Source organism: Flavobacterium sp. KS-LB2 (assembly GCF_036895565.1).
In the GTDB taxonomy this organism is placed as follows: domain Bacteria; phylum Bacteroidota; class Bacteroidia; order Flavobacteriales; family Flavobacteriaceae; genus Flavobacterium.
Window position 1 is genome coordinate 1,881,670 of record NZ_CP145904.1, and the last position, 25,533, is coordinate 1,907,202.

Annotated in this window: 26 protein-coding genes and 1 tRNA gene; 15 read left to right on the top strand and 12 right to left on the bottom strand. The window is 32.9% G+C overall.

Translation table 11 applies throughout. The annotated features are described in order from the left end of the window. The first annotated feature begins 138 nt into the window (after positions 1–138). Positions 139–1,527: a tRNA uridine-5-carboxymethylaminomethyl(34) synthesis GTPase MnmE gene (gene mnmE / locus V5J73_RS07950; RefSeq protein ID WP_338644786.1), complete on the top strand. Its 1,389-nt coding sequence runs from the start codon at positions 139–141 to the stop codon at positions 1,525–1,527. Between the two features lie 258 nt (positions 1,528–1,785). Further along, positions 1,786–2,934, top strand: coding sequence for a saccharopine dehydrogenase family protein (locus V5J73_RS07955; RefSeq protein WP_338644788.1), 1,149 nt, complete (start codon positions 1,786–1,788; stop codon positions 2,932–2,934). A gap of 149 nt (positions 2,935–3,083) precedes the next feature. Here the strand turns inward: V5J73_RS07955 and V5J73_RS07960 are convergent, their stop codons facing one another. The 6 genes from V5J73_RS07960 to V5J73_RS07985 all read right to left on the bottom strand — a co-directional run bounded on the left by V5J73_RS07960 (position 3,084) and on the right by V5J73_RS07985 (position 7,415). Beyond that, positions 3,084–3,596: a 2OG-Fe(II) oxygenase gene (locus tag V5J73_RS07960; protein WP_338644790.1), complete on the bottom strand. Its 513-nt coding sequence runs from the start codon at positions 3,594–3,596 to the stop codon at positions 3,084–3,086. Positions 3,597–3,897: 301 nt separating this feature from the next. After that, positions 3,898–5,361, bottom strand: coding sequence for an AAA family ATPase (locus V5J73_RS07965; RefSeq protein WP_338644792.1), 1,464 nt, complete (start codon positions 5,359–5,361; stop codon positions 3,898–3,900). Between the two features lie 42 nt (positions 5,362–5,403). Beyond that, positions 5,404–6,522 (bottom strand): vWA domain-containing protein, encoded by a 1,119-nt coding sequence (locus V5J73_RS07970; RefSeq protein ID WP_338644794.1) that lies wholly within the window; start codon positions 6,520–6,522, stop codon positions 5,404–5,406. Between the two features lie 92 nt (positions 6,523–6,614). Further along, on the bottom strand, positions 6,615–6,998 hold the full coding sequence (locus tag V5J73_RS07975) for a YchJ family protein (RefSeq protein WP_338644796.1): 384 nt from the start codon (positions 6,996–6,998) through the stop codon (positions 6,615–6,617). Positions 6,999–7,028: 30 nt separating this feature from the next. Continuing rightward, complete coding sequence (locus V5J73_RS07980; protein ID WP_338644798.1) at positions 7,029–7,259, bottom strand: hypothetical protein; 231 nt, start codon at positions 7,257–7,259, stop codon at positions 7,029–7,031. A gap of 6 nt (positions 7,260–7,265) precedes the next feature. Further along, positions 7,266–7,415, bottom strand: coding sequence for a hypothetical protein (locus V5J73_RS07985; RefSeq protein WP_338644799.1), 150 nt, complete (start codon positions 7,413–7,415; stop codon positions 7,266–7,268). Between the two features lie 367 nt (positions 7,416–7,782). Here V5J73_RS07985 and V5J73_RS07990 point away from each other — a divergent pair, with 367 nt between their 5' ends. Then, positions 7,783–10,626 carry a PAS domain S-box protein gene (locus V5J73_RS07990; protein WP_338644801.1) on the top strand — a complete coding sequence of 948 codons (2,844 nt, stop codon included), beginning with the start codon at positions 7,783–7,785 and terminating at the stop codon, positions 10,624–10,626. Beyond that, positions 10,623–11,021, top strand: a complete 399-nt coding sequence (locus V5J73_RS07995; RefSeq protein WP_338644802.1) for a response regulator — start codon at positions 10,623–10,625, stop codon at positions 11,019–11,021. Before V5J73_RS07990 ends, V5J73_RS07995 begins: the two co-directional genes overlap by 4 nt. Positions 11,022–11,055: 34 nt before the next feature. Here the strand turns inward: V5J73_RS07995 and V5J73_RS08000 are convergent, their stop codons facing one another. Continuing rightward, on the bottom strand, positions 11,056–11,601 hold the full coding sequence (locus V5J73_RS08000; RefSeq protein WP_338644805.1) for a hypothetical protein: 546 nt from the start codon (positions 11,599–11,601) through the stop codon (positions 11,056–11,058). A gap of 91 nt (positions 11,602–11,692) precedes the next feature. Between V5J73_RS08000 and V5J73_RS08005 the strand changes: the two genes are divergently transcribed. The 5 genes from V5J73_RS08005 (at position 11,693) to V5J73_RS08020 (ending at position 14,263) form a co-directional block, all read left to right on the top strand. Beyond that, positions 11,693–11,938, top strand: a complete 246-nt coding sequence (locus V5J73_RS08005) for a hypothetical protein (RefSeq protein WP_035672083.1) — start codon at positions 11,693–11,695, stop codon at positions 11,936–11,938. Between the two features lie 170 nt (positions 11,939–12,108). After that, positions 12,109–12,549, top strand: coding sequence for a KTSC domain-containing protein (locus tag V5J73_RS08010; protein WP_338644806.1), 441 nt, complete (start codon positions 12,109–12,111; stop codon positions 12,547–12,549). A gap of 293 nt (positions 12,550–12,842) precedes the next feature. Beyond that, on the top strand, positions 12,843–13,604 hold the full coding sequence (locus tag V5J73_RS08015) for a DUF4369 domain-containing protein (RefSeq protein ID WP_338644808.1): 762 nt from the start codon (positions 12,843–12,845) through the stop codon (positions 13,602–13,604). Positions 13,605–13,643: 39 nt separating this feature from the next. Beyond that, on the top strand, positions 13,644–14,009 hold the full coding sequence (locus V5J73_RS14665; RefSeq protein WP_445236421.1) for a TlpA family protein disulfide reductase: 366 nt from the start codon (positions 13,644–13,646) through the stop codon (positions 14,007–14,009). 173 nt (positions 14,010–14,182) lie between these two features. Next, positions 14,183–14,263: transfer RNA gene (locus V5J73_RS08020), tRNA-Tyr, on the top strand. Between the two features lie 217 nt (positions 14,264–14,480). Here the strand turns inward: V5J73_RS08020 and V5J73_RS08025 are convergent. After that, entirely contained in the window at positions 14,481–15,170 is a 690-nt protein-coding gene (locus V5J73_RS08025; RefSeq protein WP_338644810.1) for an SIMPL domain-containing protein, read from the bottom strand. A gap of 50 nt (positions 15,171–15,220) precedes the next feature. Continuing rightward, a complete protein-coding gene (locus V5J73_RS08030) occupies positions 15,221–15,859 on the bottom strand; it encodes a rhomboid family intramembrane serine protease (RefSeq protein ID WP_338644812.1) in 639 nt (212 codons plus the stop codon). Positions 15,860–15,973: 114 nt separating this feature from the next. Between V5J73_RS08030 and V5J73_RS08035 the strand changes: the two genes are divergently transcribed. Next, positions 15,974–16,843 (top strand): lysophospholipid acyltransferase family protein, encoded by an 870-nt coding sequence (locus V5J73_RS08035; RefSeq protein ID WP_338644814.1) that lies wholly within the window; start codon positions 15,974–15,976, stop codon positions 16,841–16,843. 105 nt (positions 16,844–16,948) lie between these two features. On the opposite strand, the gene V5J73_RS08040 is transcribed toward V5J73_RS08035, so the two are convergent. Next, positions 16,949–18,436, bottom strand: a complete 1,488-nt coding sequence (locus V5J73_RS08040; protein ID WP_338644816.1) for an aminotransferase class V-fold PLP-dependent enzyme — start codon at positions 18,434–18,436, stop codon at positions 16,949–16,951. 214 nt (positions 18,437–18,650) lie between these two features. On the opposite strand from V5J73_RS08040, the gene V5J73_RS08045 reads away from it, so the two are divergent. The 3 genes from V5J73_RS08045 to V5J73_RS08055 all read left to right on the top strand — a co-directional run bounded on the left by V5J73_RS08045 (position 18,651) and on the right by V5J73_RS08055 (position 20,723). Continuing rightward, positions 18,651–19,244 (top strand): hypothetical protein, encoded by a 594-nt coding sequence (locus V5J73_RS08045; RefSeq protein ID WP_338644818.1) that lies wholly within the window; start codon positions 18,651–18,653, stop codon positions 19,242–19,244. Between the two features lie 152 nt (positions 19,245–19,396). Then, positions 19,397–19,816 (top strand): DM13 domain-containing protein, encoded by a 420-nt coding sequence (locus tag V5J73_RS08050; protein ID WP_338644820.1) that lies wholly within the window; start codon positions 19,397–19,399, stop codon positions 19,814–19,816. A gap of 10 nt (positions 19,817–19,826) precedes the next feature. Next, positions 19,827–20,723 carry a hypothetical protein gene (locus V5J73_RS08055; protein ID WP_338644822.1) on the top strand — a complete coding sequence of 299 codons (897 nt, stop codon included), beginning with the start codon at positions 19,827–19,829 and terminating at the stop codon, positions 20,721–20,723. 54 nt (positions 20,724–20,777) lie between these two features. Here the strand turns inward: V5J73_RS08055 and V5J73_RS08060 are convergent, their stop codons facing one another. Both V5J73_RS08060 and glmM read right to left on the bottom strand, forming a co-directional pair. Next, positions 20,778–21,554 (bottom strand): membrane metalloprotease, encoded by a 777-nt coding sequence (locus V5J73_RS08060; RefSeq protein ID WP_338644823.1) that lies wholly within the window; start codon positions 21,552–21,554, stop codon positions 20,778–20,780. Between the two features lie 201 nt (positions 21,555–21,755). Then, positions 21,756–23,144, bottom strand: a complete 1,389-nt coding sequence (glmM, locus tag V5J73_RS08065) for a phosphoglucosamine mutase (protein ID WP_338644825.1) — start codon at positions 23,142–23,144, stop codon at positions 21,756–21,758. 119 nt (positions 23,145–23,263) lie between these two features. On the opposite strand from glmM, the gene V5J73_RS08070 reads away from it, so the two are divergent. Continuing rightward, the gene (locus V5J73_RS08070) at positions 23,264–23,848 is read left to right on the top strand and encodes an acyl carrier protein phosphodiesterase (protein WP_338644828.1); all 585 of its coding nucleotides are present in this window, start codon (positions 23,264–23,266) and stop codon (positions 23,846–23,848) included. Further along, positions 23,845–25,530, top strand: a complete 1,686-nt coding sequence (ggt, locus tag V5J73_RS08075; RefSeq protein ID WP_338644830.1) for a gamma-glutamyltransferase — start codon at positions 23,845–23,847, stop codon at positions 25,528–25,530. Before V5J73_RS08070 ends, ggt begins: the two co-directional genes overlap by 4 nt. Positions 25,531–25,533: the final 3 nt, after the last annotated feature.

Here is a 25,533-nt window from a genome sequence, read left to right on the forward strand (position 1 = left end):
TTTACGAAAGAAAAAATAAAATAATATGATAATTGTCAGTTAAGTGAATTTTTAACAAAAAATAAAGTTAATGGTTTAATAAGCAGGTCTTGTTGCCTTATCTATTTTACTTACTTTTGCATAAAATTGAATACAAGTATGATATCACAAGATTCCATAGTAGCACTAGCAACTCCTTCAGGAGCCGGAGCAATAGCCGTAATCCGAATTTCCGGCGAAAATGCCATTACTATTGGTGATTCTGTTTTTCGATCCATCAAAAACAAAAGTTTAACAACACAAAAAACACATACCTTACACCTTGGCCATATTGTGGACAATACCAAAACTTTGGACGAAGTGTTGGTATCCATTTTCAAAGGACCAAATTCGTATACTGGAGAAAATACAATTGAAATTTCTTGTCACGGTTCTACTTATATACAGCAACAAATTATCCAGTTATTGCTTAGAAAAGGTTGCCGCATGGCCGATGCGGGCGAGTTTACCCTAAGAGCATTCTTGAACGGCAAACTCGATTTATCGCAGGCAGAAGCAGTAGCCGATTTAATTTCATCCGATAATGAGGCGTCACACCAAATTGCGATGCAGCAAATGCGTGGCGGTTTTAGCAATGAAATTGCAAAACTTCGTGAAGAACTATTAAATTTTGCTTCATTAATCGAACTCGAATTAGACTTTGCCGAAGAAGATGTTGAATTTGCAGATAGAACTCAATTTCATGAATTATTGAACCGAATAGAATTTGTTCTGAAACGCCTCATCGATTCATTTGCAGTAGGAAATGTTATTAAAAACGGCATTCCCGTAGCGATTGTAGGTGAACCCAATGTGGGAAAATCGACGCTTTTGAATGCTTTATTAAATGAAGAACGCGCCATAGTATCTGAAATTGCAGGAACGACACGCGATACTATTGAAGATGAATTGGTGATAGGCGGTATAGGATTCAGATTCATCGATACAGCTGGAATTCGGGAAACCGAAGATGTAGTAGAAAGCATTGGAATCAAAAAAACATTCGAAAAAATAGAGCAAGCCCAAGTAGTCGTTTTTCTATTTGATAGTTCCGAGTTTAAAGTTTCAGGTTTAAAGTTAAAAGTAGAACTGGAAAAAATTAAGAATCAGTTTCCATTGAAACCTCTTGTAATTATAGGTAACAAAGCCGACAAATTAGAAGAAAATGAAATTGAAAATTTAAGAAATGAAATTCCTGAAATCTTACTTATTTCTGCCAAAGAAAAACTAGGTGTTGAGGATTTAAAAAATCAACTACTATCCTTTGTAAATACCGGAGCATTACGAAATAACGAAACAATCGTTACTAATACAAGGCATTACGATTCTTTACTAAAAGCTTTAGATGAAATACAAAAAGTGAAATTTGGTCTTGAAACGAACTTGTCAAGTGACTTAATGGCGCTTGATATTCGGGAAGCGTTGTATCATTTTGGGATGATTACAGGTCAAGTTACTAATGATGAATTGTTAGGTAATATATTTGCTAATTTCTGCATCGGAAAGTAATTTTTACTAGAACTTTAAATAAATTTATTGTACGGCTTTTTTCGCTATACACTGCAAGTCTGCCGTCATTGTACTAAAAATAGAAACCCAAAATAAGCTTCTCCAAAAAATTGGGAAGCGCTTTTTTGGGTTGTGTTTTTTACCGTCGCCAGCTTTATAAGTTTCATGACTATCATGAGTAGTGAACTCTTTTACAAAACCATAAAATTTCTAAAGCCAATAAAATGCTTAACCAATAAAAAATGGTATCTTTAATGTATGAAAAAGCATCATACTATCATCATAGCTGGAGCCGGAGGAATAGCCGAAGCTGTTGCTTTGTTACTAGTAGAATGGAGCGAAATCACTCCATCCCTTTTTATTGGTGACAGAACCCATACAAAAGCAAAGAAAGTAGCCCAATGGATTCAGGATGGAACAACAAAAACCTGCTCCGTTACTGCTTTTCACCTCGATGAGAAAGAACTTACCGATGAAATGAAAACGATATTCTTACAAGGCGCTATTATCTTGGATTGCCTTCCGGGTAGTCAAGCCCCAAGAATAGCACAGTTTGCCAAAGACTTTAACCTTCATTACGCCAACCTTACAGAATATGTTTCTGAAACTAAAGAGATAATCGCATTGGCAAAAGATGCTAAAACTGGTTTTATGCTTCAAACTGGGTTAGCTCCAGGTTATATAGATGTACTAGCCAATAGTCTTTATCAACAGTTTTGCATAGACTTTGAAGTAGATACAGTAGATAAGCTGGAATTTAAAGTTGGAGCACTTACCAATAATGCTGTTGCACCACATTTTTACGGATTCACTTGGAGTCCAGTAGGTGTGGCTACTGAATATCTAGAAGATACCATTGTCTTAAGGGATTTTAAAAAAACTACACTACCCTCTTTGTCTGAAAGAAAAACCATTATTATTAATGGAATCACATATGAAGAAGATCTTACTTCAGGAGGTGCAGCAGATTTACCTGATGCCTTATCTGGAAAAGTGCGTTCCTTAGATTACAAAACCTTGCGCCATCCTGGTCATTATGCTTGGGTTCAAGAGCAAATTTCTACAATAATGAATAAACAGGATACAATAAAAAGCCTACAAGACAAAATGGAGGCAATAATCCCTCACATAGAAGATGACAAAATTGTTTTGTATGTAGCTGTTGAAGGTAAAGATGCAACCGGAATGTTGCGAAGACGCGAAATTGCAAAATGCATTCTTCCTCAAAAAGTGGGGAAACATCAATTGAGAGCCATTCAAACTACTACCGCAGCACCACTAGCACAAGCAGCTCAATTACTCCTTGAAACACCTCATAATGGAGTTGTATTACAAGGTCAAATTGATACAAAGTCTTTTTTGAATGGGAATTATATTGCAAATGTCTACGAAAAAATACAACTATAACAATTACTATAAAAACATTTTACCAAAACTTTAGAAAAACAATTTTCTGCTGCCTTATCGCAATTTATGAATTTGAAGTAATAGAAATCCCATACTTTAATTAACAATCTATAAATAGAAGACATAAAAGATACACTTTTTTTTTAGAACTAATCACTTTTCAGCCAACCCGTAATACTCATTCTAGTATTTTGGTTAACCAAAACTTCATGCACTAATTCATCACTTTTGAATAAAACGGTTTTGCCTTGAGTAGGTACTATTTTCTGATTGTTGTTGAGTTGATGAATCAGTAATTCGCCACCGTCACTTTCTTGCCAATTACTCTTCAAATAACTAATTATGGAGTATTTTATACTGGGAATATTCTTGAATTGATTCAGATATTTCAAATAAAAATCACCCGACTCATACAACGAATAATGAAATTTATAACCCGTTATTCCAACATAACAACTTTGGTTCAGATAGATAATAAATGCTTCTATTTGAGCAAAAAATTCATTTTCGAATGCGTTATTGTGCTTTTTATCCAACCAATAAATAGAATCACTTCGCACCGCGCTATCGTAAGAAATAGACTCTGAGTTGCCAGTTCCTGCTTCAATCAATAAACTTTGTTGGTTTAAGGCAAGTAAATTTTGTTTTAAGCTGTTGGCCAAAGTATCATTTAAAAATGTTCGGATATTCCAACATTATTTTCAATATGAGAGGTAATTAAATCCTCAAAGCTATTTTTCATGTCTGTTTTTGATGACTAAAATACTGCCAACGGTCCAAGGCAGGCTAAAACAAAGTGGTAATACCTAATTCTGAAATAAATAAAAATTTATATTTAGAATTCACCTCTTTTTAAAAACAGAAAGAATATAAACACAATATAAATTTTAAAAAAAAAATCATTTAAGAAACTACAAAATAGGAATTTCTTAAATGATTTATAGGGTAGAAAATGTTTGCTATCTATAATTTACTAATAAAGCTTCCGTAAATATCCTTGAACTGATAGCCTTCGGAGAAACGGTCTTTGCTCAGTTTTTTATATTCAACCAATCCCCAAAGAATAAATTCTTTCATGAAGAATTTATCTTCTTTTTCCAGTTGAGGCTGATATTTCTTGATTAAAACTTCAAGCGGAACAATACTTCCCAAGATTCTTTCATATTCTTCATTCGAACAATCGTCTAATAATTCGAAACCACTTTCAGCGAAAAACCATTCAATAATATCCGTGTAGACTGTTTTTTCATTTTGTTTTTCCAGTTTTTCAATTTTTGGAAAATAAGCCGGGAAAAAAGTATGAATCGCATCGCCTAATAGATGTTGTGCCACAACGGCTGCTCCCTCCTGCTCACCTTCATAAACCAATTCTACTTTACCGGTTATGGCAGGAATAATTCCCATAAAATCAGACAAACGCAACGTGGTTTTATCGTCTCCAGACTTCAAAGCCCTTCTTTCTGCTGTGCTTAATAAATTCTCAAAAGCCGTTATACTCAATCGAGCACTTACTCCGCTTTTGTTATCAATATATTCGCTTTCGCGTGCTTCAAAACTAATTTGTTCTAATAAATCCCTGGCTAACGAAGGCACGTAAACCATATCGCTTTGTGTTACATCCAGTTTAGCTTCCTGTTCTGTAATGGTTCTGGCAATTTTTATCGAATCAGGGTAATGGGTTAGAATTTGGGAACCAATTCTGTCTTTTAATGGTGTTACAATACTACCACGATTGGTATAATCCTCTGGATTTGCAGTGAAAACAAATTGCATATCCAGTGGCATTCTTAATTTAAAACCACGAATTTGGATATCGCCTTCTTGTAGAATATTAAATAGAGCAACTTGAATACGCGCCTGTAAATCTGGCAATTCGTTGATTACAAAAATACATCGATTCGCTCTTGGTATCATCCCAAAATGGATTACACGATCATCCGCATACGACAATTTCAAATTCGCAGCTTTTATTGGATCGACATCACCTATTAAATCTGCAACGGTAACATCTGGCGTGGCTAATTTTTCGAAAAAACGATCGCTTCTGTGCAACCATGAAATGGGAGTTTCATCTCCTTTGATTTCAATTATGTCTTTGGCAAAACGAGAAATGGGATTCAAAGGGTCATCATTGATTTCGGAACCCGTCACAAACGGAATGTACTCGTCTAATAATTCGATCATTTTACGTGCCAATCTGGTTTTGGCTTGACCACGAAGCCCCAACAAATTTATGTTGTGACGCGATAAGATAGCGCGTTCTAATTCTGGAATAACTGTGTTTTCAAACCCATGAACGCCTTCGAAGGTAGGCTTTCCTGATTTTATTTTTTCTCTTAGGTTAGCACGCAATTCATCTTTAATGCTTTTGCTTTCATAACCTGATTTTTTTAATTCGCCTAGTGTTTTTATATTGTCTATTTTCATGTTTTTGAATTGTCTTTCGTCTTGTTTCTTTTCTATAATCCTTTATTTTATTCTCTTCTTACGATTGGTTTCGTAATCTTCAAAAATCATTTCGCCCAGTCCTTTCAATCCGGTGTAAAATGCTTTTCCTTGATTTGATTCGGTGAACTTATTTACAAATTTTTGCAAATAAGGATCATTGGCAATCATAAAAGTAGTAATTGGAATGTGTAATTTTCGAGCCTGTTGCGCCTGATTGTAGCACTTATCCACTATGTATTCGTCAAGTCCATTGCTATTCATATAATAAGAACCATCTTTTTCGCGCACACAACTCGGTTTTCCATCGGTAATCATGAAAATTTGTTTGTTGGTATTTCGCTTTCGACGTAAAATGTCCATTGCTAATTGCAAACCGGCAACCGTATTGGTATGAAAAGGGCCTACTTTCAAATATGGTAAATCCCTGATTGCAATGGTCCAAGCATCATTCCCAAAAACCAGAATATCTAACGTATCTTTTGGATAACGGGTTGTAATCAATTCAGCAAGAGCCATTGCTACTTTTTTGGCTGGTGTAATTCGGTCTTCTCCATACAATATCATACTGTGGCTAATATCAATCATCAAAACGGTACTCATTTGGGATTTGTACTGGGTTTCTTCAACAACCAAATCATTTTCGGTCAACATAAAATCGGCTACTCCATTATTGATTTGGGCATTGCGTAAACTCTCAGTCAATGAAATTCGCTCCAATCCATCTCCAAAATGAAATTCCCGAAATTCACCAGTATGTTCATCTCCGTTACCGGAATGTTTTGTTTTGTGATTCCCGCTTCCCGATCGTTTTAAGTTACCAAAGATGTTATCTAAAGCTTGTTGCCGAATGGCACGCTCCGTCTTAGCAGTAATTCCAATTCCCGAAGTTCCATCGTCTTTGAGTTCGTCACGGATGTAGCCTTTTTTCTTTAAATCTTCTATAAAATCATCGATGGTGTAGTGTTCATCGGTGAGTTTATATTCTTTATCTAATTCACGCAACCAATCGATTGCTTCATCAAAATCTCCCGAAGTATGCGTAATTAACTCTTTGAAAATACCAAAGAGTTTATCAAACGGAGATTGAAATGGTGCTTCGTATTGCTTGAAATAAAATCCTTTTTTATTGTCATTTTTCATAGACAATAAAATTACATTAATAAAAAATGTACTCCGTACAAACGTTTATTAATTTTTAGTTAAAACCAATACTATAAAAAAATATACTGAAGCTAATTAAAAAATTGTCCATCCACATAGAACCAACTTCCTTTTTCGAGTTTGAAAGTCGAAAGTTCATGATGAATTTGTTTTTGAAGTTTGCTGTCTAAAAAATAAGCTTTGAATTCCACCGTATTTTCTGTAGCATTTATAATTTCTAATTGAAGCCATTGATTACTAGTTGCCCATTTTAGAATTTCAGATTTCGAATAAAACTTTCGCTCGGAAATATGGGTTGTAGCCAACAAGTAATCAGCTTGATGCGTTGCATACGCTGAATAACGGGAGCGCATTAATTCTAAAGCTGTTGTTGCTTTTTTAGTCCCACTAATAAATGCTTCGCAACATTCCGAGGTGTTTTTTTGAGAACCACAATAGCATTTTATAGGTATCATTTTATATTTAAAAGTAGAAAATACTAGGAGTTATAATTGTCCATCAAGTGCAATTATTTTTTGTTGCAATTGATTCAATAATACTTGATACTTACTGATTTCGATAAGATCTTCATCTTCTTCTGCAAAGTCTAGCAATTCATCTAAATCTTCGCTAATATCAACCAATTTATTATTAGCTTCTTTGCCATTTTTAGCAGCTATTAAATCAATCAGTTCTTGTATGCCTTTTTTTAAATCTGCAAATTTATTATTTCCCATCTTAAATTATTTTTGTGAAGCTTTACTTTCGTTAAACTTTTTTGTGATTTCCTTTAATTTTTCTTTACGCAACGCTTCGGCTTGTTTTACTTTATCTTGTGCTTTGTGCAACTTATCGTTATGCTTCTTTATATTTCTTTCGTTATTGCGTCCCATTTGTTTTTATTTTAAAATTATCAAATCAATTTCAATCTTACAATTACTGCAAAGTTCGGGTTATTTATTGTAATTCGAATTGTTTTTGATTGTAGAGTTCAACTTTTTAAAATAGTCATTTAATTATCAATGCGGCATACTATGATAATTTTTATTATTTTTAACAATCGATTATAATTTATTAGATAAATTTTAGTTTTTATATAATTTTTGAGGAAAGATTAAATACGATTTACTATTAAAAGCATTTTAAGAGGCTAAAAACTAATAATTTAACTATAATATTAAAAAATTATGCAGTTATCTTATTTTTATTTACATTTATTTAATTAAAAATTCAGTTTTCTCAATTCTCCAAATGGCGCAAATGGACAATAAAAAATACCCAAATTTTATCAATTGGTTCTTGAGTAAACCGAAAACTACTGGTTTCATCACCTTCTTATTCCTTAGCTATATTACAGGATTAATTGTCTCTCAACAATACCAATTAATAAAAGAAGATGAGGAACAAGAGATGAATAACATTCTTCATATTGTACATCAAAATATAGAACAATCCCTTAAAAACTGTTACACAACCACATTAACATTAGCATTAACCATTAACGACAAAGGTGTTCCAGAAAACTTTGATTATGTAGGTAAAAAGTTAATGGAATCAAACAGCAGCATAAATGCCGTACAATTAGTCCCTAACGGAGTAATTAAATACATCTATCCTTTGAGCGGTAATGAAGCAGCATTAAATTTAAATATCCTAACCGAACCTAATCTTAAAGACGAAGCTTTAAAATCCGTTGCGAGCCAAAAAATGTATTTTGCTGGTCCTTTAAAGTTAAAGCAAGGCGGTATGGGCATTGTTGGGAGATTTCCTGTTTTTAGAAACAATAAATTTTGGGGATTTTCGGCTGTCATTATCAAATTAGATAATTTATTGAGAACTTCAGGAATTAATAATGTTAATAATTCTAAATATTATTTTCAATTTTCAAAGCAAAATCCAACCACTAAAGAAGAAGTTTTCTACTTGTCCAATAAAAGTGATTTTTCTAAAAAATACAATATCTCAACCACTATTCCTGATGCAGATTGGAAATTATACTTAATATCTAAACATGAGAATTATTTATATGCCCAAATTCTAATTCCTGGAATTATAGGCCTGATTTTAGCGGCACTTTTTGGTGTTTTGATTTACACTTTATTAAAAATTCCTGAAGAGCTACAATCTTTAGTAAATATTCAAGCCAAAAAACTTTTTAATTCTGAAATAAAATTTGAGGCTATTTTTGATCAAGCAGCTGTAGGAATAGCTCATATCGATTCAGCTACAGGTAATTTTATAGAAATCAATAGCCAATTTTGCAAATTACTTGGCTATTCTGAAAAAGAAATGAAAGAAAAGAGTTTTCAATCAATAACACATCCTGATGATTTAGCAGCTGATTTATTAAATTTAAAACAATTACTGTCCGGAAAAATAAAAGAATATACTATTGAAAAACGATATTACACTAAATCTGGTACTATCATTTGGGTAAATCTTTCTGTTTCACCTTTGTCTAAAAAAGATAAAAAATTGACTTCACTAATCTCTATAGTCGAAGATATTTCTTTACGAAAAGAAGCCGAAAAATTAATCAAGAAAAGTGAAACCCGATTCAAAAGTCTATTTGATGATTCCCCAATACCGATGTGGGAAACGGACTATTCCGATGTTAAAAAGCATCTTGAAAAATTAAATCTTATCAATGAAAGTCCGGAAACTGTTTCTCTTTATTTAAAAATGCATCCTGATGTAGTTTTTGAATGTTTGAATTTAGTAAAACTCATTGATGTAAATGAAATGTGTTTAAATCTGCACAAGGTTAAATCTAAAGACGAATTGATCACTACGGCAATTTCACAAACATCTGAAAGTATAATTGCTGATGGTTTTATAAAACAAATAATTGCTATTACTCAAAGAGAGAATCAATTGATTGCGGATTCCAAAATGAAAAATACTGACGGTGAATATCGAGATATAAACTTAAGATGGAATGTAATTCGTGGATATGAAAAATCATTGGAAAGAGTTATAATTTCTACAGAAGACATTACGGAGCGAAAATTATCCGAAAATATAATTCTTCACTCACAACAACGAATTGAATCCTTAATTAACACAATCGATGGTATCGTTTGGGAATGTAATGCAAAAACCTTTGCCTTCAATTTTATCAGTCAAAAAGTAGAAAAAATATTGGGCTATACGGCAGCAGAATGGCTGGAAAGCAAAACTTTTTGGGCTGATCATATTCACCCCGAAGACAGACAGTGGACGACCGATTATTGCGCTTTAAAAAGCAGCGAAAATTTAAATCACGATTTTGAATATCGGATGATAGCTAAGAATGGAGCTGTTGTTTGGTTAAGAGATATTGTAAATGTAATTTCTGAAAACGACCAAGCTATTAGTTTACGTGGAATCATGATTGATATTACAACAACAAAAGAAGCCGAGAAAAATTTAAGTGACTCTTTTAATTTAGTGACCGAACAAAACAAGAGATTACTTAACTTTTCCTATATCGTTTCTCACAATTTACGATCGCATACCAGTAATATTGCATCGATTATGGAATTAATAGAATCTTCTGAATCTGAAGATGAAAAAAATGAAATGATTCAATTATTAAAATCTGTTTCAAATTCCTTAAATGAAACTATGATTCACCTAAACGAAGTCATTAATATAAGGACGAATATAGGTTTAGTATCAGAATCATTAAATTTACAGCACTATCTAGAAACTGTTCAAACAGTTCTTTCAGAACAAATAAACTCAAAAAATGTTTGTATTTCCACTATCATGCCTGATGATGTGATGATAAATTATAATCCAGCTTATCTCGAAAGTATTCTATACAATATAATTTCGAACTCTATTAGATACAGTCACCCAGAACGCAAACCAAATATTATTATTAAGTGGATTAATGAAGACGGAAATAAAATTCTTCAAATTTCGGATAATGGTGTGGGGATTGACCTTGTTAAAAATGCTGATAAAATTTTTGGAATGTATAAAACATTCAGCAACAATTCCGACTCAAAAGGAATTGGATTATTTATTACAAAAAATCAAATTGATGCCATGGGTGGAAACATCACTGTAGAAAGTGAACCCAATATAGGAACAACATTTAAAATCTATATCCAATGACAAAAAAAGCAATCTGGGTAATCGATGATGATGCTATTTATCAAATTATCATCAATAAGATTATTCAACGATCTGAATTATTTTCGACTACCACTTCTTTCAAGAACGGAAAAGAAGCGATAGATAACTTGCATGACACCTTAAATAATAACAGTGAAGCACTTCCAGATATCATCTTACTAGATATTAATATGCCAATTATGGATGGTTGGGAATTTATGGAAAAAATGGGCTTGATAAAATCAAAATTCAGTAAAAACGTCACCGTTTATATTGTAAGTTCCTCTATTGCTAGTGAAGACAAGAACAAATCCAAAACGTATTCGGACATTTTAGGATATTTATCCAAACCTGTTACTATGCTTGATTTAGAATTAATTGCTTTAAAGGATTAAAAAAACAGTATTTTGAGTACATCAACTATTCGTTTTAATTCAATTCTCTTTTTATTTCTTCCAAAGATTTATTGGTGAATATTAATTCATCAATAATCTTTTTCCTCAAAACTTCTAAATCATCATAATCAAAATACTTAGCCCATGAAGTCAGATTAAATAAATTACGAACTTGTTTGATTCTTTTTGCTGTTTCAAAACTAGTTCTAAGTAGGGCTTTATGATCGTAATTTGGATTTTTTTTATGCTGATAATTAACTGTTTTCTTTAGATAATTAGCTTCTAAGTAATACAACTCATCGACCGCATTATCTGGATAAAAAGTAGTCCAAGGAGCAAAACCTAGTTTAATTTTAGAAACGGTTTCAGGTTCCAATGGCTCCAAGCGCCATTTGCTATTAGCCAATCGCCCCCAATGATTTGACAAACGATACATTCCTATTTTAGTATAATAATATTTGCTTCCTGATTTACTATCATATTGAAGTTCTAATCCATTTATGCTATCCAGAGGTACTTCGTGAAAGACACAAAAAGTATTTTTAAAGGAGTTAGGATTGGGACGAAATATTTTTTCCATTAAACAAAGGTAATCAGAAAGTCTAAAATAGAAAAAAGACAATTAATATTTGATTAACTTTGCCCACTAGAATTAGTAAAATAAATTGATTATGACCAAAGCTTCTGAAGAAAGAATGTTACAAAAGGGTGTTTACACTGGAATTATGGAAAAAGATGAGAACAACAACTTTTTTTGTGGTGAATATCTTTTAGACTATAAAATGGCCCAAAAACACACTGTTGGTGATTGGATTACAATAAAATCAATAATTGAAAACCCAAGCGATATAAGTTATAACAAATATCCAAAAAAATCGAAAAACTTCGATAAAGCCAATAATAAACCACAACAATAATAGTTCTCAGTTTACATTTTCAAAAAAAATAGAATACAAATTCTTTTTTTTAAAAATTTTTTTGTGATAAACAAAAAAAATAAAAAAAAGTGTACCTTTGCAAAAAATTTGTCGATTTTGAAATCAAATCACATTGATTAAAGAGTAAAAGACAAGTAGTTACCTTATTTATGAAAAAAATAGTTGAATACCGCAAACTGCTAAATGTAGATAAAACTGCAGAGCTAAAAGATTTGAAAACGATATATCGTAATGCGATGAAAGAAGCGCATCCTGACAAATTTCAGGGCGATGAAGCTGGATTGAAAGCTGCAGAAGAAAATAGTAAAAAAATCATTGAAGCCTACCACTTTTTGGTAAGTATCAATCCTGAAACTATAAAAGCAAACTTGCCAGAATATACTGAGACAATCTCGACATCAACAATCACAGATTACAAATTTGTTGAAGGTAGATTAATTATCAACTTTTCAAATGGTAGTGTTTACGAATACATTAGCGTGCCTAAAGCTACTTATGTGAAAATGGTAAACGCTGATTCTCCGGGAAGATTTGCAAAAAGACATATCCTAAATTCTTTTACTTGGAGAAAAACTATCAACCAAGACTAGTTTTTACAAAATAAAAAAAGAACTAAGCATCCTCTCATCAGGATGCTTTTTTTATTTTACTACTCAGCATAATATTCTACTAACTCCTTTTTAAACAAACAACTACATTATCAACAGATTTATCTAAAAATAAAATCTAGATCAAAAGCAGCTCACATTTACATTGCAAATAAATTGCAAGTTAGTTGCTAATTAAGAATGAGAAATTATAACAAAAATTTAGGTTCTAAAATAATTTGTATTTTATATTTTTTAAATACTTTTGCAACCTTAACTTAATTAACTAATTAATAATGAAAAAAATAATTTTATTACTTTCGGCTGCTGTTGTTTTAATTTCTTGTAGCAAAGTTGGCAAAGATGAATACATCATTTCAGGGACTGCAACAGGAATTGAAAATGGTAAAACGATAATCTTGGAAACTCAAGATGCTACTGGAATGATGTCAGCAAAAGACACTGTAAAAGTTGAAAACGGAAAATTCGAAATGAAAGGAACAATTACTGAGCCTTCATTTTATACTATTCAATTAGAAGGAGCTCAAGCTAAAATACCTTTCATATTAGAAAATGGAGAAGTAACTATCGCCATTAACAAAGACAGTATTCAAAAATCTAAAGTTTCAGGAACTTACAACAATGATGAATATGTAGCATTCAATGAAGAAATCACTAAAGTTCAAAAGAAACTTATGGATTTCCAAAGTAAAAACATGAAAGCTATGGAAACTGCTCAACAAACTAAAGATACAGTTGTTATCAATAAATTGATGCAGGAATTTTCTAAAATTCAACAAGAAGTAGGTGAAGCTTCTAAAGCTAAATATGTAACTTATGCTGAAACACATCCTAAAGCATTTATCTCTGCTTTGATTATTCAAGGTATGTTAAATGACCCAACTGCTGATGTTGCAAAATCTGAAAAATTATACAACAGTCTAGAAGAGTCATTGAAAAAAACAAAACCAGGTATAGCTATTAAAGCTAGACTTGCTGAATTGAAAACGCCTGCTGTAGGAGCTGCACCAGTAGCGCCAGCTGTTGAAGCTAAATGAAGAACAGATTTTTCAGGTCCTAATCCGCAAGGGAAAGTAATTTCACTAAAGGAAAATTTAGGAAAAGTTACTATAGTTGACTTTTGGGCTTCATGGTGTGGACCATGTAGACAAGAAAACCCAAATGTTGTAGCAATTTATAAAGAGCTTCACAGCAAAGGCCTGAACATAATTGGAGTATCTCTAGATAAAGATGCCAAAGCGTGGAAAGATGCTATTGCAAAAGACAAGCTAACATGGGCTCATGTTTCAAATTTAAAATTTTGGGACGAACCAATAGCTGCTCAATATAAAGTAGAGTCAATACCAGCTACTTTTATTCTGGACGCCTCTGGAAATGTAGTTGCAAAAGATTTAAGAGGTGATGCGCTTAGAGCAAAAATTATTGAACTTCTAGCAAAATAAATGCATTTATCCTTATAAAATAAAAAATCTCCCTAGTGGAGATTTTTTTATTTTATTCAATACCAATAGATTAAAAATAATAGTAAAATTAAGTGCAATTTTAGTTTGGAAACTTCAAAACAGTTTCTATATTTGCACCCGGTTAGCACAACAAGCAATGCTTGTTGAGTCTTGGGGAGATACTCAAGCGGCCAACGAGGGCAGACTGTAAATCTGCTGTGTAAACTTCGCAGGTTCGAATCCTGCTCTCCCCACTAAAACGTTTCAAGTAATTGAAGCGTTTTTTTTTATGAACAATTAGCAGGTTTTCCCGAAGCATCGGGACTGCTCTCCTAACTTAAGCGTTTCAAACAATTGAAACTTTTTTTTGATATAAAGTAATGCTTTAATTATTTTATATTTTGGTTAACGCAAAAAAAATCCTATCACAGTCTATTGAGATAGGATTTCTAAACATAATTTATAGTGTCTTTATTCCAAAATAAAACTTACAGTTACATTAGCAGTAATATTGATTTCTCCTACGGCTAAAGTTTCTCTTGGTCCACTGGCATCATTCCTTTCCATCGTTTTCATTGCTGCATACATTGGTTGCGGATAATACGTTTGTGAATTATCAGATATAGTCATGGCACGACCTACTTTTTGTCCTAAAACAGAAACATAATCTTCGGCTTTCAGCTTTGCATCCTTCATCGCTAATTTTCTAGCTTCAGATTGATATTGTGCTAATTTTGAAGATTGAAAAATAACATTATCAATTCTATTAATTCCTTGGTCTACCAAACCTTCCATCAATTCATCGTATTTTGATAAATCTTTCAACAAAATTTCTATAGTTTGTGTAGCATTATAAGTGTGCTTCTTTTTTTCATAATCATATTGTGGATTCAATGAAACACGTTGTGTTTTATAATCGGCTGGCGCCAAGTTCATTTTTTTGATAAATTTCAAAACAGCCTCTATCTTTTCATCATTTAGTTTTTTTACATCTTTGGCATTATTCCCTTTTGTTTCAACGGTTACTGCTATAGTAGCCTGGTCTGGAATAACTTTTACTTTTCCTTCTCCACTTACATTTATTTGAGGAACTTGCTTCACTTCCTGTCCGTAAGACATTGTAAAGAATAGAATAGACAGAATCAATAGTGCTTTTTTCATTTTTGTATGATTTAATTGTTTGTACTAATTCCTTTTCAAAAGTTATGCCATTATAGTTTTCCCATTTTTTCCATCACAAAAAGAATGACTATTGGAATAGCTAATAATACTACCATTAAAGTATGATCTACTAACAATGTAGGTTCTTTGAGCAATGTAATCAAATAACCACCTACAGCACCTCCAAAATGAGCCGTATGACCAATGTTATCATTCTTAGCTTTCATTCCATAAATAGAATACAATAAATAAAGGATTCCAAATAGGTACGCAGGCATTGGAATGACAAAAAAGATTCCCAACATCATATCTGGTTGTAGTAATATTGCCGAATATAAAACTCCTGTAACGGCACCTGATGCGCCTACAGCTCTATAACCATAATCATTTTTATGAAATACCATCGTCAACAAACTCCCGAAAATTAAACTCCCAAAATAAATGAGTACAAATGAAAAATCGCCCAAATTACTAATGACCACCGGAGCAAAAAACCAAAGTGTCAACATGTTAAAAATTAAATGGGTCATATCAGCATGCAAAAACCCAGAAGACAACATCCTAATTTGTTCTCCAGAACGAATGCTCCCAATATGAAATTCATATTTTCTAAAAAAGGAAAGGTCATTAAATCCTTTATAACTAATCAAAACATTTACAACAATTAAAGCTATTAAAATGGTATTCATAAATTGTGTTTATTGTGAATTGTAAATATAGTCATTCTCATACACACCTATAGTTAACGCTCAAATTTTATATCAACATTCATTTTTACATTATATTTGCAAAAAAAATTCTGAATGCAATTACTCGTTTTTATTATTGCTTACCCTTTTCTTTGGGTTATTTCTATTCTTCCATTTCGTGTTTTTTACGGATTATCAGATGTAGTTTACCTTTTAGTTTACCACGTTATTGGATATCGAAAAAAAGTAGTTCGAGCAAATCTAGCTTTAGCATTACCACAAATTAGTGTCGAAGAACGACTTATTATCGAAAAAAAGTCATATCATCATTTGTGCGATATGTTTATGGAAATGATAAAAACTATGACTATTTCATCAGAAGAAATGAATAAAAGGTTTGTAATAACAAATCTAGAGGTTATCAAAGAATACGAGAAAAAAGGAAAAAGTATTATGCTTATAGCTTCCCATTATGCAAGTTGGGAATGGCTAATTACACTGAATCAAAAAATATCATCTAAAGGGATTGCCGTTTATAAAAAATTAGCCAATAAATACTTTGATAAACTAGTAAGAGACATTCGATCCAAATATAACACAGAATTAGTTCCTACCAATAAAACAATCCCGTTAATCACTCAAAATCAACAAAATAAAACTCAATGTGTATACGGACTAGCCAGTGATCAATCCCCTAAGGCAGATAGAATATTTCACTGGGAGAGTTTTATGGGCGTTGAAGTTCCCGTACATACCGGACCTGAAATGTTAGCAAAAAAATACGATATGACCGTAGTTTTTGCAAAAGTCAAAAAGGTAAAAAGAGGGTATTATGAGCTTACTATAGTTCCTATTAGTGATAATCCAAACTCGATTCCAAATTTTGGAATTACGAGCACCTACATAAAAGAAGTCGAGAAACAAATTCTAGAAGCTCCTGAATATTATTTTTGGACGCATAAAAGATGGAAACACAGAAAATAGTATTCAGTTTGCAGTAATCAGAAACAGTGTACAGTAAAAAAATCACACATTATAAACAATAGCATTTATAACGTGTGATTTTTTAGTTTATTAAAACCGTAACTTCTATAAAGAAAACCAGTTTTTAACCAATTCATCCTCTAAGGGTTGCGCGTTCTTATTTACAAACTCATTTGTAGCCGAATTATAATTATAATCCAAAGCCCAAGTTTTATGGTTTTCAGCTAATGCTTTTATTCCGTTACAAACAAATTCAATTTCAGCATTTGTAGTTGTAGGATGAATAGACATTCTAATCCAGCCCGGTTTTCTGATTAAATCTCCAAGTGTAATTTCGTCAATTAATTTATGGGAAGTTTCTTGGTCAACATGCAATAAAAAGTGTCCGTAGGTTCCAGCACAACTACAACCACCACGAGTTTGAATTCCGAATTTATCATTCAATAATTTCACGCCTAAGTTAAAATGTAAATCTTCCACAAAGAAAGAAATCACCCCTAACCTGTCCTGATGTTGTCCTGCAAGAATTTTAATATTAGAAATAGTTCCTAATTCAGAGAAAATATAATCTACTATTTCATGCTCTCTTTTTAAGATATTTTCAATTCCCATTTGCTCTTTCAACTGAACAGCCAATGCGGTTTTTATCACCTGAAGAAATCCGGGAGTACCACCATCTTCCCTATCTTCAATATTATCTATGTATTTATGTTCTCCCCAAGGATTCGTCCAACTTACCGTTCCGCCACCTGGATTATCGGGAACTAAATTTTGATATAATTTTTTATTAAATACTAAAACGCCACAAGTTCCAGGTCCGCCAAGGAATTTATGCGGTGAAAAGAAAATGGCGTCCAAATAACTTTCTGCATCTTCAGGATGCATATCGATTTTCACGTAAGGCCCAGAGCAAGCAAAATCCACGAAACAAAGTCCGTTATGCTGGTGCATTATTTTTGCCACTTCATGATACGGAGTTCTGATTCCCGTAACGTTCGAACACGATGTGATGGAAGCAATTTTAAAAGATCTTTCTTTATATTTATCCAATAAAAGCTCAAGATTTTCTATGCTGAACAAACCATCTTCTGAAGAAGGAATAACTTCAACATCAGCAATAGTTTCTAACCAAGACGTTTGATTGGAATGGTGTTCCATATGGGAAATAAAAACAATTGGCTTCTTTTCGGCTGGTATAGTGATGAAATTCTTTAAGTTTTCAGGTATTTTCAAACCTAAAATTCGTTGAAATTTATTGACAACACCTGTCATTCCAGTTCCATCAGTAATTAAAACATCATCAGCACTAGCATTTACATGATGTTTGATAATATGTCGCGCTTGATGATAGGCTTTAGTCATTGCTGTTCCCGAAACCGTAGTTTCTGTGTGAGTATTAGCCACAAAAGGACCAAATTCGTTCATTAATTTCTCCTCAATAGGACGATACAAACGACCGCTGGCTGTCCAATCCGTATAAATAATTTGTTTATGTCCGTAAGGAGATTCAAACTCTTGATTTATTCCGATTATGTTATCGCGAAACTGTTGAAAGTATTGCTCTAATTGTGTTGGCGCTTCTTTGGTAATCATTGTATGTCTAATTTGACTTCAAAGATATTATTATTTTATGAAATTGAGAATTTGACAGTTTGTTATTTCCGAATGTCATTAGTTTTTTCATGAATTTCAACGATTTTTATTTCCATTGAGGTTTTCCTCAAAATAATGTAAAACAAAGGAAATACTTTTGTAAAAGAACCAAATTATTTATCTTTTTTTCAATAAGTTAACAGTTAATACCATTATGAATAAAAGTATTATTTTAGAAAAAAAAGTTCAATCTTTTTCAGAAGAAGAATTGACTCACTACATTAATGGAAATGCTGAATGTCTTTCTACGATGTGCTTTAGCACTTTGAAAAAAGAAATTATTCTCAGAAAAGATTTATCCAATGAAGTCAAAATATTAATTGAGAACATACAGGATGTAAGAAATCAAAACTTTATTAATGAAATATTCCCTTATCTATATTCTAAAAATAAAAAAATAAAAACTGTAGAAGATTTAATAGCTGATTTAAAAAAGAATGAGATTTGTGAACCCGATATTAATACATTACTGCGGCAATTACCTAAAATTATTGAAATTAATAATGCCCAGCATGACCCTGAAAATTCAATAAAAACATTAGGATTTATATTCTGTATTGTTCTTGCAATAGTTTCTTTTAATCTTTTTACTACATCAAGTATAATTATTACCTTAATATCTGCACTTATTGGACTCTACCTCATTTTTAACAGAAACGACTATTCACGCATGAATAAATTAAAAAGGAATATTGAATTTTATTTAGATATAATTAAACATATTCCTAAAGCAAAACCCGAAGTGTAAAATATTTTCATTTATTTTTAAAAATGTCCCATCCTGAAATAATCATATACAAAAACATCTTCTATAAAAATCCCTTAAAATGTAAAGTAGCTGACAAAGTGTGATTTTGATTCGTTTTATATTTGATTAATGAATCAAAAAACATTTTCGTCATGAAAAAAATTGTTTTTATACTACCTATTCTCTTGCTTTTACTTTCGTGTGAAGTTGAAGGCGATTTGACCCATGATACCGAGTTAACCATACCAATTCCTGAAAATACTCCTCCTGTTGCTACCGGTAATTTCATGCCAACATCAGGAATTAAAGTTACCGGTTCTGCTAAAATTTATTTGAATGGAAATCAGAATGAAGTTCGTTTAGAAAATTTCAGTGTTTCCAGTGGTCCCGATTTGAAAGTATATCTGTCAAAAAACGCTACCCCTACAGATTTTGTAAATCTAGGCAATTTAACATCTTCCACAGTCTACGCAATTCCAATTCAAGTCAATGTTTCTGATTATAAATATGTACTGATTCACTGCCAACAATACAGTCATCTTTTTGCAGTGGCGCAATTATCACAAAATTAAAACCTTATTTATGAAAAAACTACTGCTAATCATCGCCATTGGGATGTTCTCTAACTCCTTTGCGCAAGGCTGTAGCGATGCCGGAATTTGCTCCATTGGAAACGGTTTTCAAACTACCGACAAAACAGTAAAAAATGCACTTGAAATAGGAAGTATTTATGGTGCTGGCGAAGCTGATGTTACCTATTTTTCGCCTTACATCACCTATACTAGAACAATTAATGAACGTTTGGCATTGAGTTCTAAAATCACATATTCGGTTGCAAATGGTAGTTTTGGAACAAGAGGTGCTTTTGGCGATGCTTATTTGATAGGAAATTACAATTGGAAACCAAAAACGAATACACAATGGAGTTCACTTGTGGGCCTCAAAATACCTTTTACGAGTTCAAATCTTAAAATAAATGAGTTTTCACTTCCTTTGGATTACCAATCCAGTTTGGGAACATTTGATTTAATTGCAGGATTGAATCTTAACTATAAAAAATGGGATTTTAATACGGCCGTTCAAATTCCAGTTTTCAATAATAATAAAAATTCGTACTTCACGGAATTCGCTGATACAGATGACTTTCCTTCCACTAATTTATTCGAAAGAAAATCAGATGCTTTATTTCGAACTACCTATACTTTGCAAACTACGAATAAAAGATTCACTTTCAAACCCAACCTATTGTTCATTTATCATTTAGGAGAAGATAGTTTTGAGAATGTTTTTGGAACAAGAGAAACGATAAAAAACTCTGATGGTTTGACCATAAACGGAAATATTATTGGCACATATGCCATAAATACTAAAAACAGCATCGAATTATCCTTAGCCACGCCATTTGTAGTTCGAGAAGTACGTCCTGATGGTTTAACTCGTAAATTCACCACAGGAATAATTTACAAAGTTTCTTTTTAAAACCTTAAAAAAATTAATTCAAACCAATTTTACTATTGTATTTCTGTTGTGGTATTACCTACCACCATTGGCCTTAAGATCAGCTATACATTGTGCATCGAGTTGTGGTGCTGCACCTGAAGAAACCATATTACCAATACCACCTCCGAACTCTGAAGACCAATACATCAAACAGGTTTTTTCAATACAATGTTTTGGATGTTCAGCATCTTCGTGATTGCTTTGCAAGTCAGTACCAAGATTTGTCAAGCCTAATATATGCCCGAATTCATGTGTAATTACTGTTGTTTCTAATAGACTTCTGTTGGGTTCAAATGGGCTATCACTCAGACCTTGAATTGTCTGTTCGTAAATAACAAAAGAAGTATTTCTGTAAGCCGTTCCAAGAATAACCGATGTATCTGTATCCTTTGAAGATTTTCCATCTGCAAAAAATGCCCAAACCGCTATTTCATCAGCATTATTGTATTTTGTTCTGTTCGCATCTTCAATGCTTACAATTTCTTCATTGGTGTAAGGCGAATTTCCAGGCGAAGGTATAGAACGTTTAACAACACGAATACCACTTGGTTTATATGTTCTTGCTGTAAGAAAGTTTACAAAATTATTAATTGCGGTACTGCTTGGTTCAAAACCAGTTACATACACCACTTCAATAACCATACTCTTGAACTTTTTATCAGATAATAAATCGTTGGCAGAGCTTCCTGTTGGCTGTTTATTAATTACTGGATTTATTGCAACTGGATTATCTAAGGGATCATCTTCATTTGAACAGGAGGTTACTGAGAGAAACAAAACTAGCACGAGTAATGTAAATATTTTTTTCAAAGTTTTTATAAATTAGTAGTATTGATAGTATCATAATCGAACACAGATATGTGCTTTAAAACATTTACGAAAACTAACGCCTTTTGGATTAAAATTATTGTTCTAAATAAATTTATCCAACTCGAATGTTGAATTGCAAAAAAGACAAAACCCTTTCAAAATAGCTTTTGAAAGGGTTCTTTTTTATATAAAAATGCGGAATTATATTCCAGCTACCGCTTTTATTTCATCAATGATTCGTAATGCCAAAGCATCTGCTTTTTCTTGAGAAGCTGCTTCCGTATAAATTCGAATAATTGGTTCTGTATTCGATTTTCTAAGGTGAACCCAATTTTCAGCAAAGTCAATTTTCACACCGTCAATAGTGGTAATATCTTCATTTTTGTATTTCTCCGTCATGGCTACAAGAATCGCATCGACATCAATTTGTGGTGTCAATTCAATTTTGTTTTTGCTCATGTAATATTCTGGATACGAAGCACGCAAAGCAGAAACAGGCATTTTTTTGTTGGCCAAATGCGTTAAAAACAAAGCTACGCCTACCAAACTATCACGACCGTAATGCAATTCCGGATAAATGATTCCGCCGTTTCCTTCGCCACCTATTACTGCGTTATTTTTTTTCATTAATTCTACCACGTTAACCTCGCCCACGGCACTTGCTTCGTAGCTTCCGTTATGCAAATTAGTGACATCACGCAATGCACGAGAAGAAGACATATTAGAAACCGTATTCCCTGGTGTTTTACTCAATACATAATCGGCGCAAGCCACCAAAGTGTATTCTTCACCAAACATTTCACCATCTTCACAAATGAAAGCCAAACGATCCACATCAGGATCCACGACAATTCCTAAATCTGCTTTTTCTTTTACAACCAACTCCGAAATATCAGTCAAATGTTCTTTCAAAGGTTCCGGATTATGAGGAAAATGACCGTTTGGTTCGCAGTATAATTCGACTACTTCAACGCCCATTAATTCTAATAATCTTGGAATAATAATTCCACCTGAAGAATTCACACCATCAACAACCACTTTGAATTTAGCTTCTTTTACAGCATCAACGTCTACCAAAGGCAAATTCAATACTTCATCAATATGAATATCCATGTATGCATCGTTAATCATAATGGCTCCCAAATCATCCACATCCGAGAAATCAAAGGCTTCTGCCTCTGCAATTTCAAGAATTTTCAGTCCTTCTTCTCCGTTTAAGAATTCCCCTTTTTCATTCAATAATTTCAAGGCATTCCATTGTTTTGGATTGTGGGAAGCAGTAAGGATAATTCCACCTTCGGCTTTTTCTAACGGAACAGCAACTTCAACCGTTGGCGTTGTTGAAAGTCCTAAATCAATCACGTCAATTCCTAAACCAATTAAAGTATTTACCACCAAATTGTGAATCATTGGTCCCGAAATACGAGCGTCACGACCTACAACAACAGTGATTTTATCTTTTCCAATATATTTTTTCAACCAAGTTCCATACGCCGAAGCAAATTTAACTGCATCAACAGGTGTCAGGTTATCCCCAACTTTACCTCCTATTGTTCCACGAATTCCCGATATTGATTTTATTAAAGTCATTGATTATTATTTTAATTTTTGAAGTATAAATTTTAAATTGCTCACAAATATAATAATTGACGGTTTATAAAAGTCATTTAGAATTCAAAATTCATCATTTAAATTCCTAAATTAGGCGAATGAATTTTCTAGCACACATCTATCTTTCCGGTGATAATGATTTAATCAAAATTGGCAATTTCATGGCCGATGGAATTCGTGGAAAACATTTTGAAAGTTATCCTTTAGAAATTCAAAAAGGAATCATTTTACATCGTGCCATTGATACTTATACCGACGCTCATCCCATTTTTAGAAAAAGCACCAAACGCCTTCATGAAAAATACCATCATTACGCAGGTGTAATCGTTGATGTTTTTTACGATCATTTTTTGGCTAAAAACTGGAACAGTTATTCTAATGAAAAATTGGATCAATTTGTAGCACGATTTTATCAGTCTTTGCACGATAACCATATCAATCTTTCTGAAAGAACCAAAGGAATGATGCCCTATATGATTGAACAAAACTGGTTAGTGAGTTATCAAACCGTGGAAGGAATCAATCGGATTTTGACCCAAATGGATCAGCGAACCAAAAATCAATCTAAAATGCGATTTGCCACTAATGAACTTTCTGAATTTTATACCCAATTTGAAGAGGAATTCACCAATTTCTTTCAAGAATTAATCCTATTTTCGAATACTAAAATAATCACTTTATGAAAAAAATACTTTTTCTGCTTGCTTTTGCCGTTTTAGGTTGTAAATCGAATGAAAAAACGGTAGAACCCACTGGTTTAGTTACTTCAAAAGCTATGGTAGTTTCAGCGCGTGAAGAAGCTTCGCAAATTGGAGTTGAAATCCTAAAAAAAGGTGGAAATGCATTTGACGCGATGGTTGCCACAGAACTGGCTTTGGCAGTTGCTCATCCACAAGCTGGAAATATTGGTGGTGGCGGTTTCATGGTTTTCAGAAAAGCCAATGGCGAAACGGGAGCTATCGATTATAGAGAAAAAGCACCTTTGGCAGCGTCTAAAGATATGTTTCTGGACGAAAAAGGAAATGTAATCGAAGGTAAAAGTAGAGAAACGGCTTTGGCATCTGGAATTCCGGGTACCATTGCAGGAATATTTGAAGTACACAAAAAATATGGTTCTTTACCCATAAGTGAAATTCTGAAACCTGTAATTGCCTTAGCCGAAAGAGGCGTTGTTGTTACTAAATTTCAAGCCGAAAGTTTGGCTTATTACAGAGCTTCCTTTATAAAAAGCAATGGTAAGAACAGTTTGTTTTCTAAAGCATATAAAGAAAATGATACTATAAAATATACAGCACTAGCAGCAACATTAAAACGAATTGCCCAAAACGGTCGGGATGAGTTTTACAAAGGAGAAACAGCTCAAAAGTTGATTGCTTTTCTGGCTAAAAAAGGTGGAAATGCCACATTAGAAGATTTAAATAGTTATAATGCCAAGTGGCGAACTCCAATTACTTTTCAATATAAAAATTTAAAAATTACTTCGATGTCTCCGCCAAGCAGCGGTGGAATTTGTCTGAATCAAATCATGAAAATGATTGAGCCTTTCAATCTTTCACAAATGGGACACAACAGCGCAAAAACAATTCAAGTAATTACAGAAGCAGAACGAAGAGCGTATGCTGACAGGAACTATTTCTTAGGTGATCCTGATTTTGTAAAACTTCCGATAAAAGAATTACTAAGTCCATCCTATTTAGAAAAAAGAATGAATGATTTTTCATTCGATAAGGCTTCTAAATCTTCGGATATTGCCCATGGAGTAATCAAAGGATATGAAAGCAACCAAACCACACATTATTCTATTGTAGATGCAGCCGGAAATGCAGTTTCAGCAACGACTACTTTAAATGATAATTATGGTTCTAAAATATATTGTGATGAATTGGGTTTCTTTTTGAATAATCAAATGGACGATTTCAGTGCCAAACCAGGAGTTCCTAACTTATACGGACTCACTGGAAGCGAGGCCAACAGCATTGCTCCGGGAAAAAGAATGTTGAGTTCTATGACACCTACGATTGTCGAAAAAGACGATAAACTTTTCATGGCTGTAGGAACGCCGGGAGGTTCCACCATTATAACATCGGTGTTGCAAACGATATTGAATGTGTTTGAATTTGACATGAGTATGCAAGAAGCCGTGAATGCACCCCGTTTCCACCATCAATGGTTGCCTGATGAAATTACTTTTGAACCGAATTCATTCGATAAAGAATTATTGAATAGCTTAAAGAAAAAAGGATATATCATCAATGAAAAAAACAAAGAAATCATTGGCGAAGTTGATGCTATTTTGATTCTTCCGAATGGGAAATTGGAAGGTGGCGCAGATAAAAGGGGTGATAATAAAGCCGTTGGTTTTTAAATT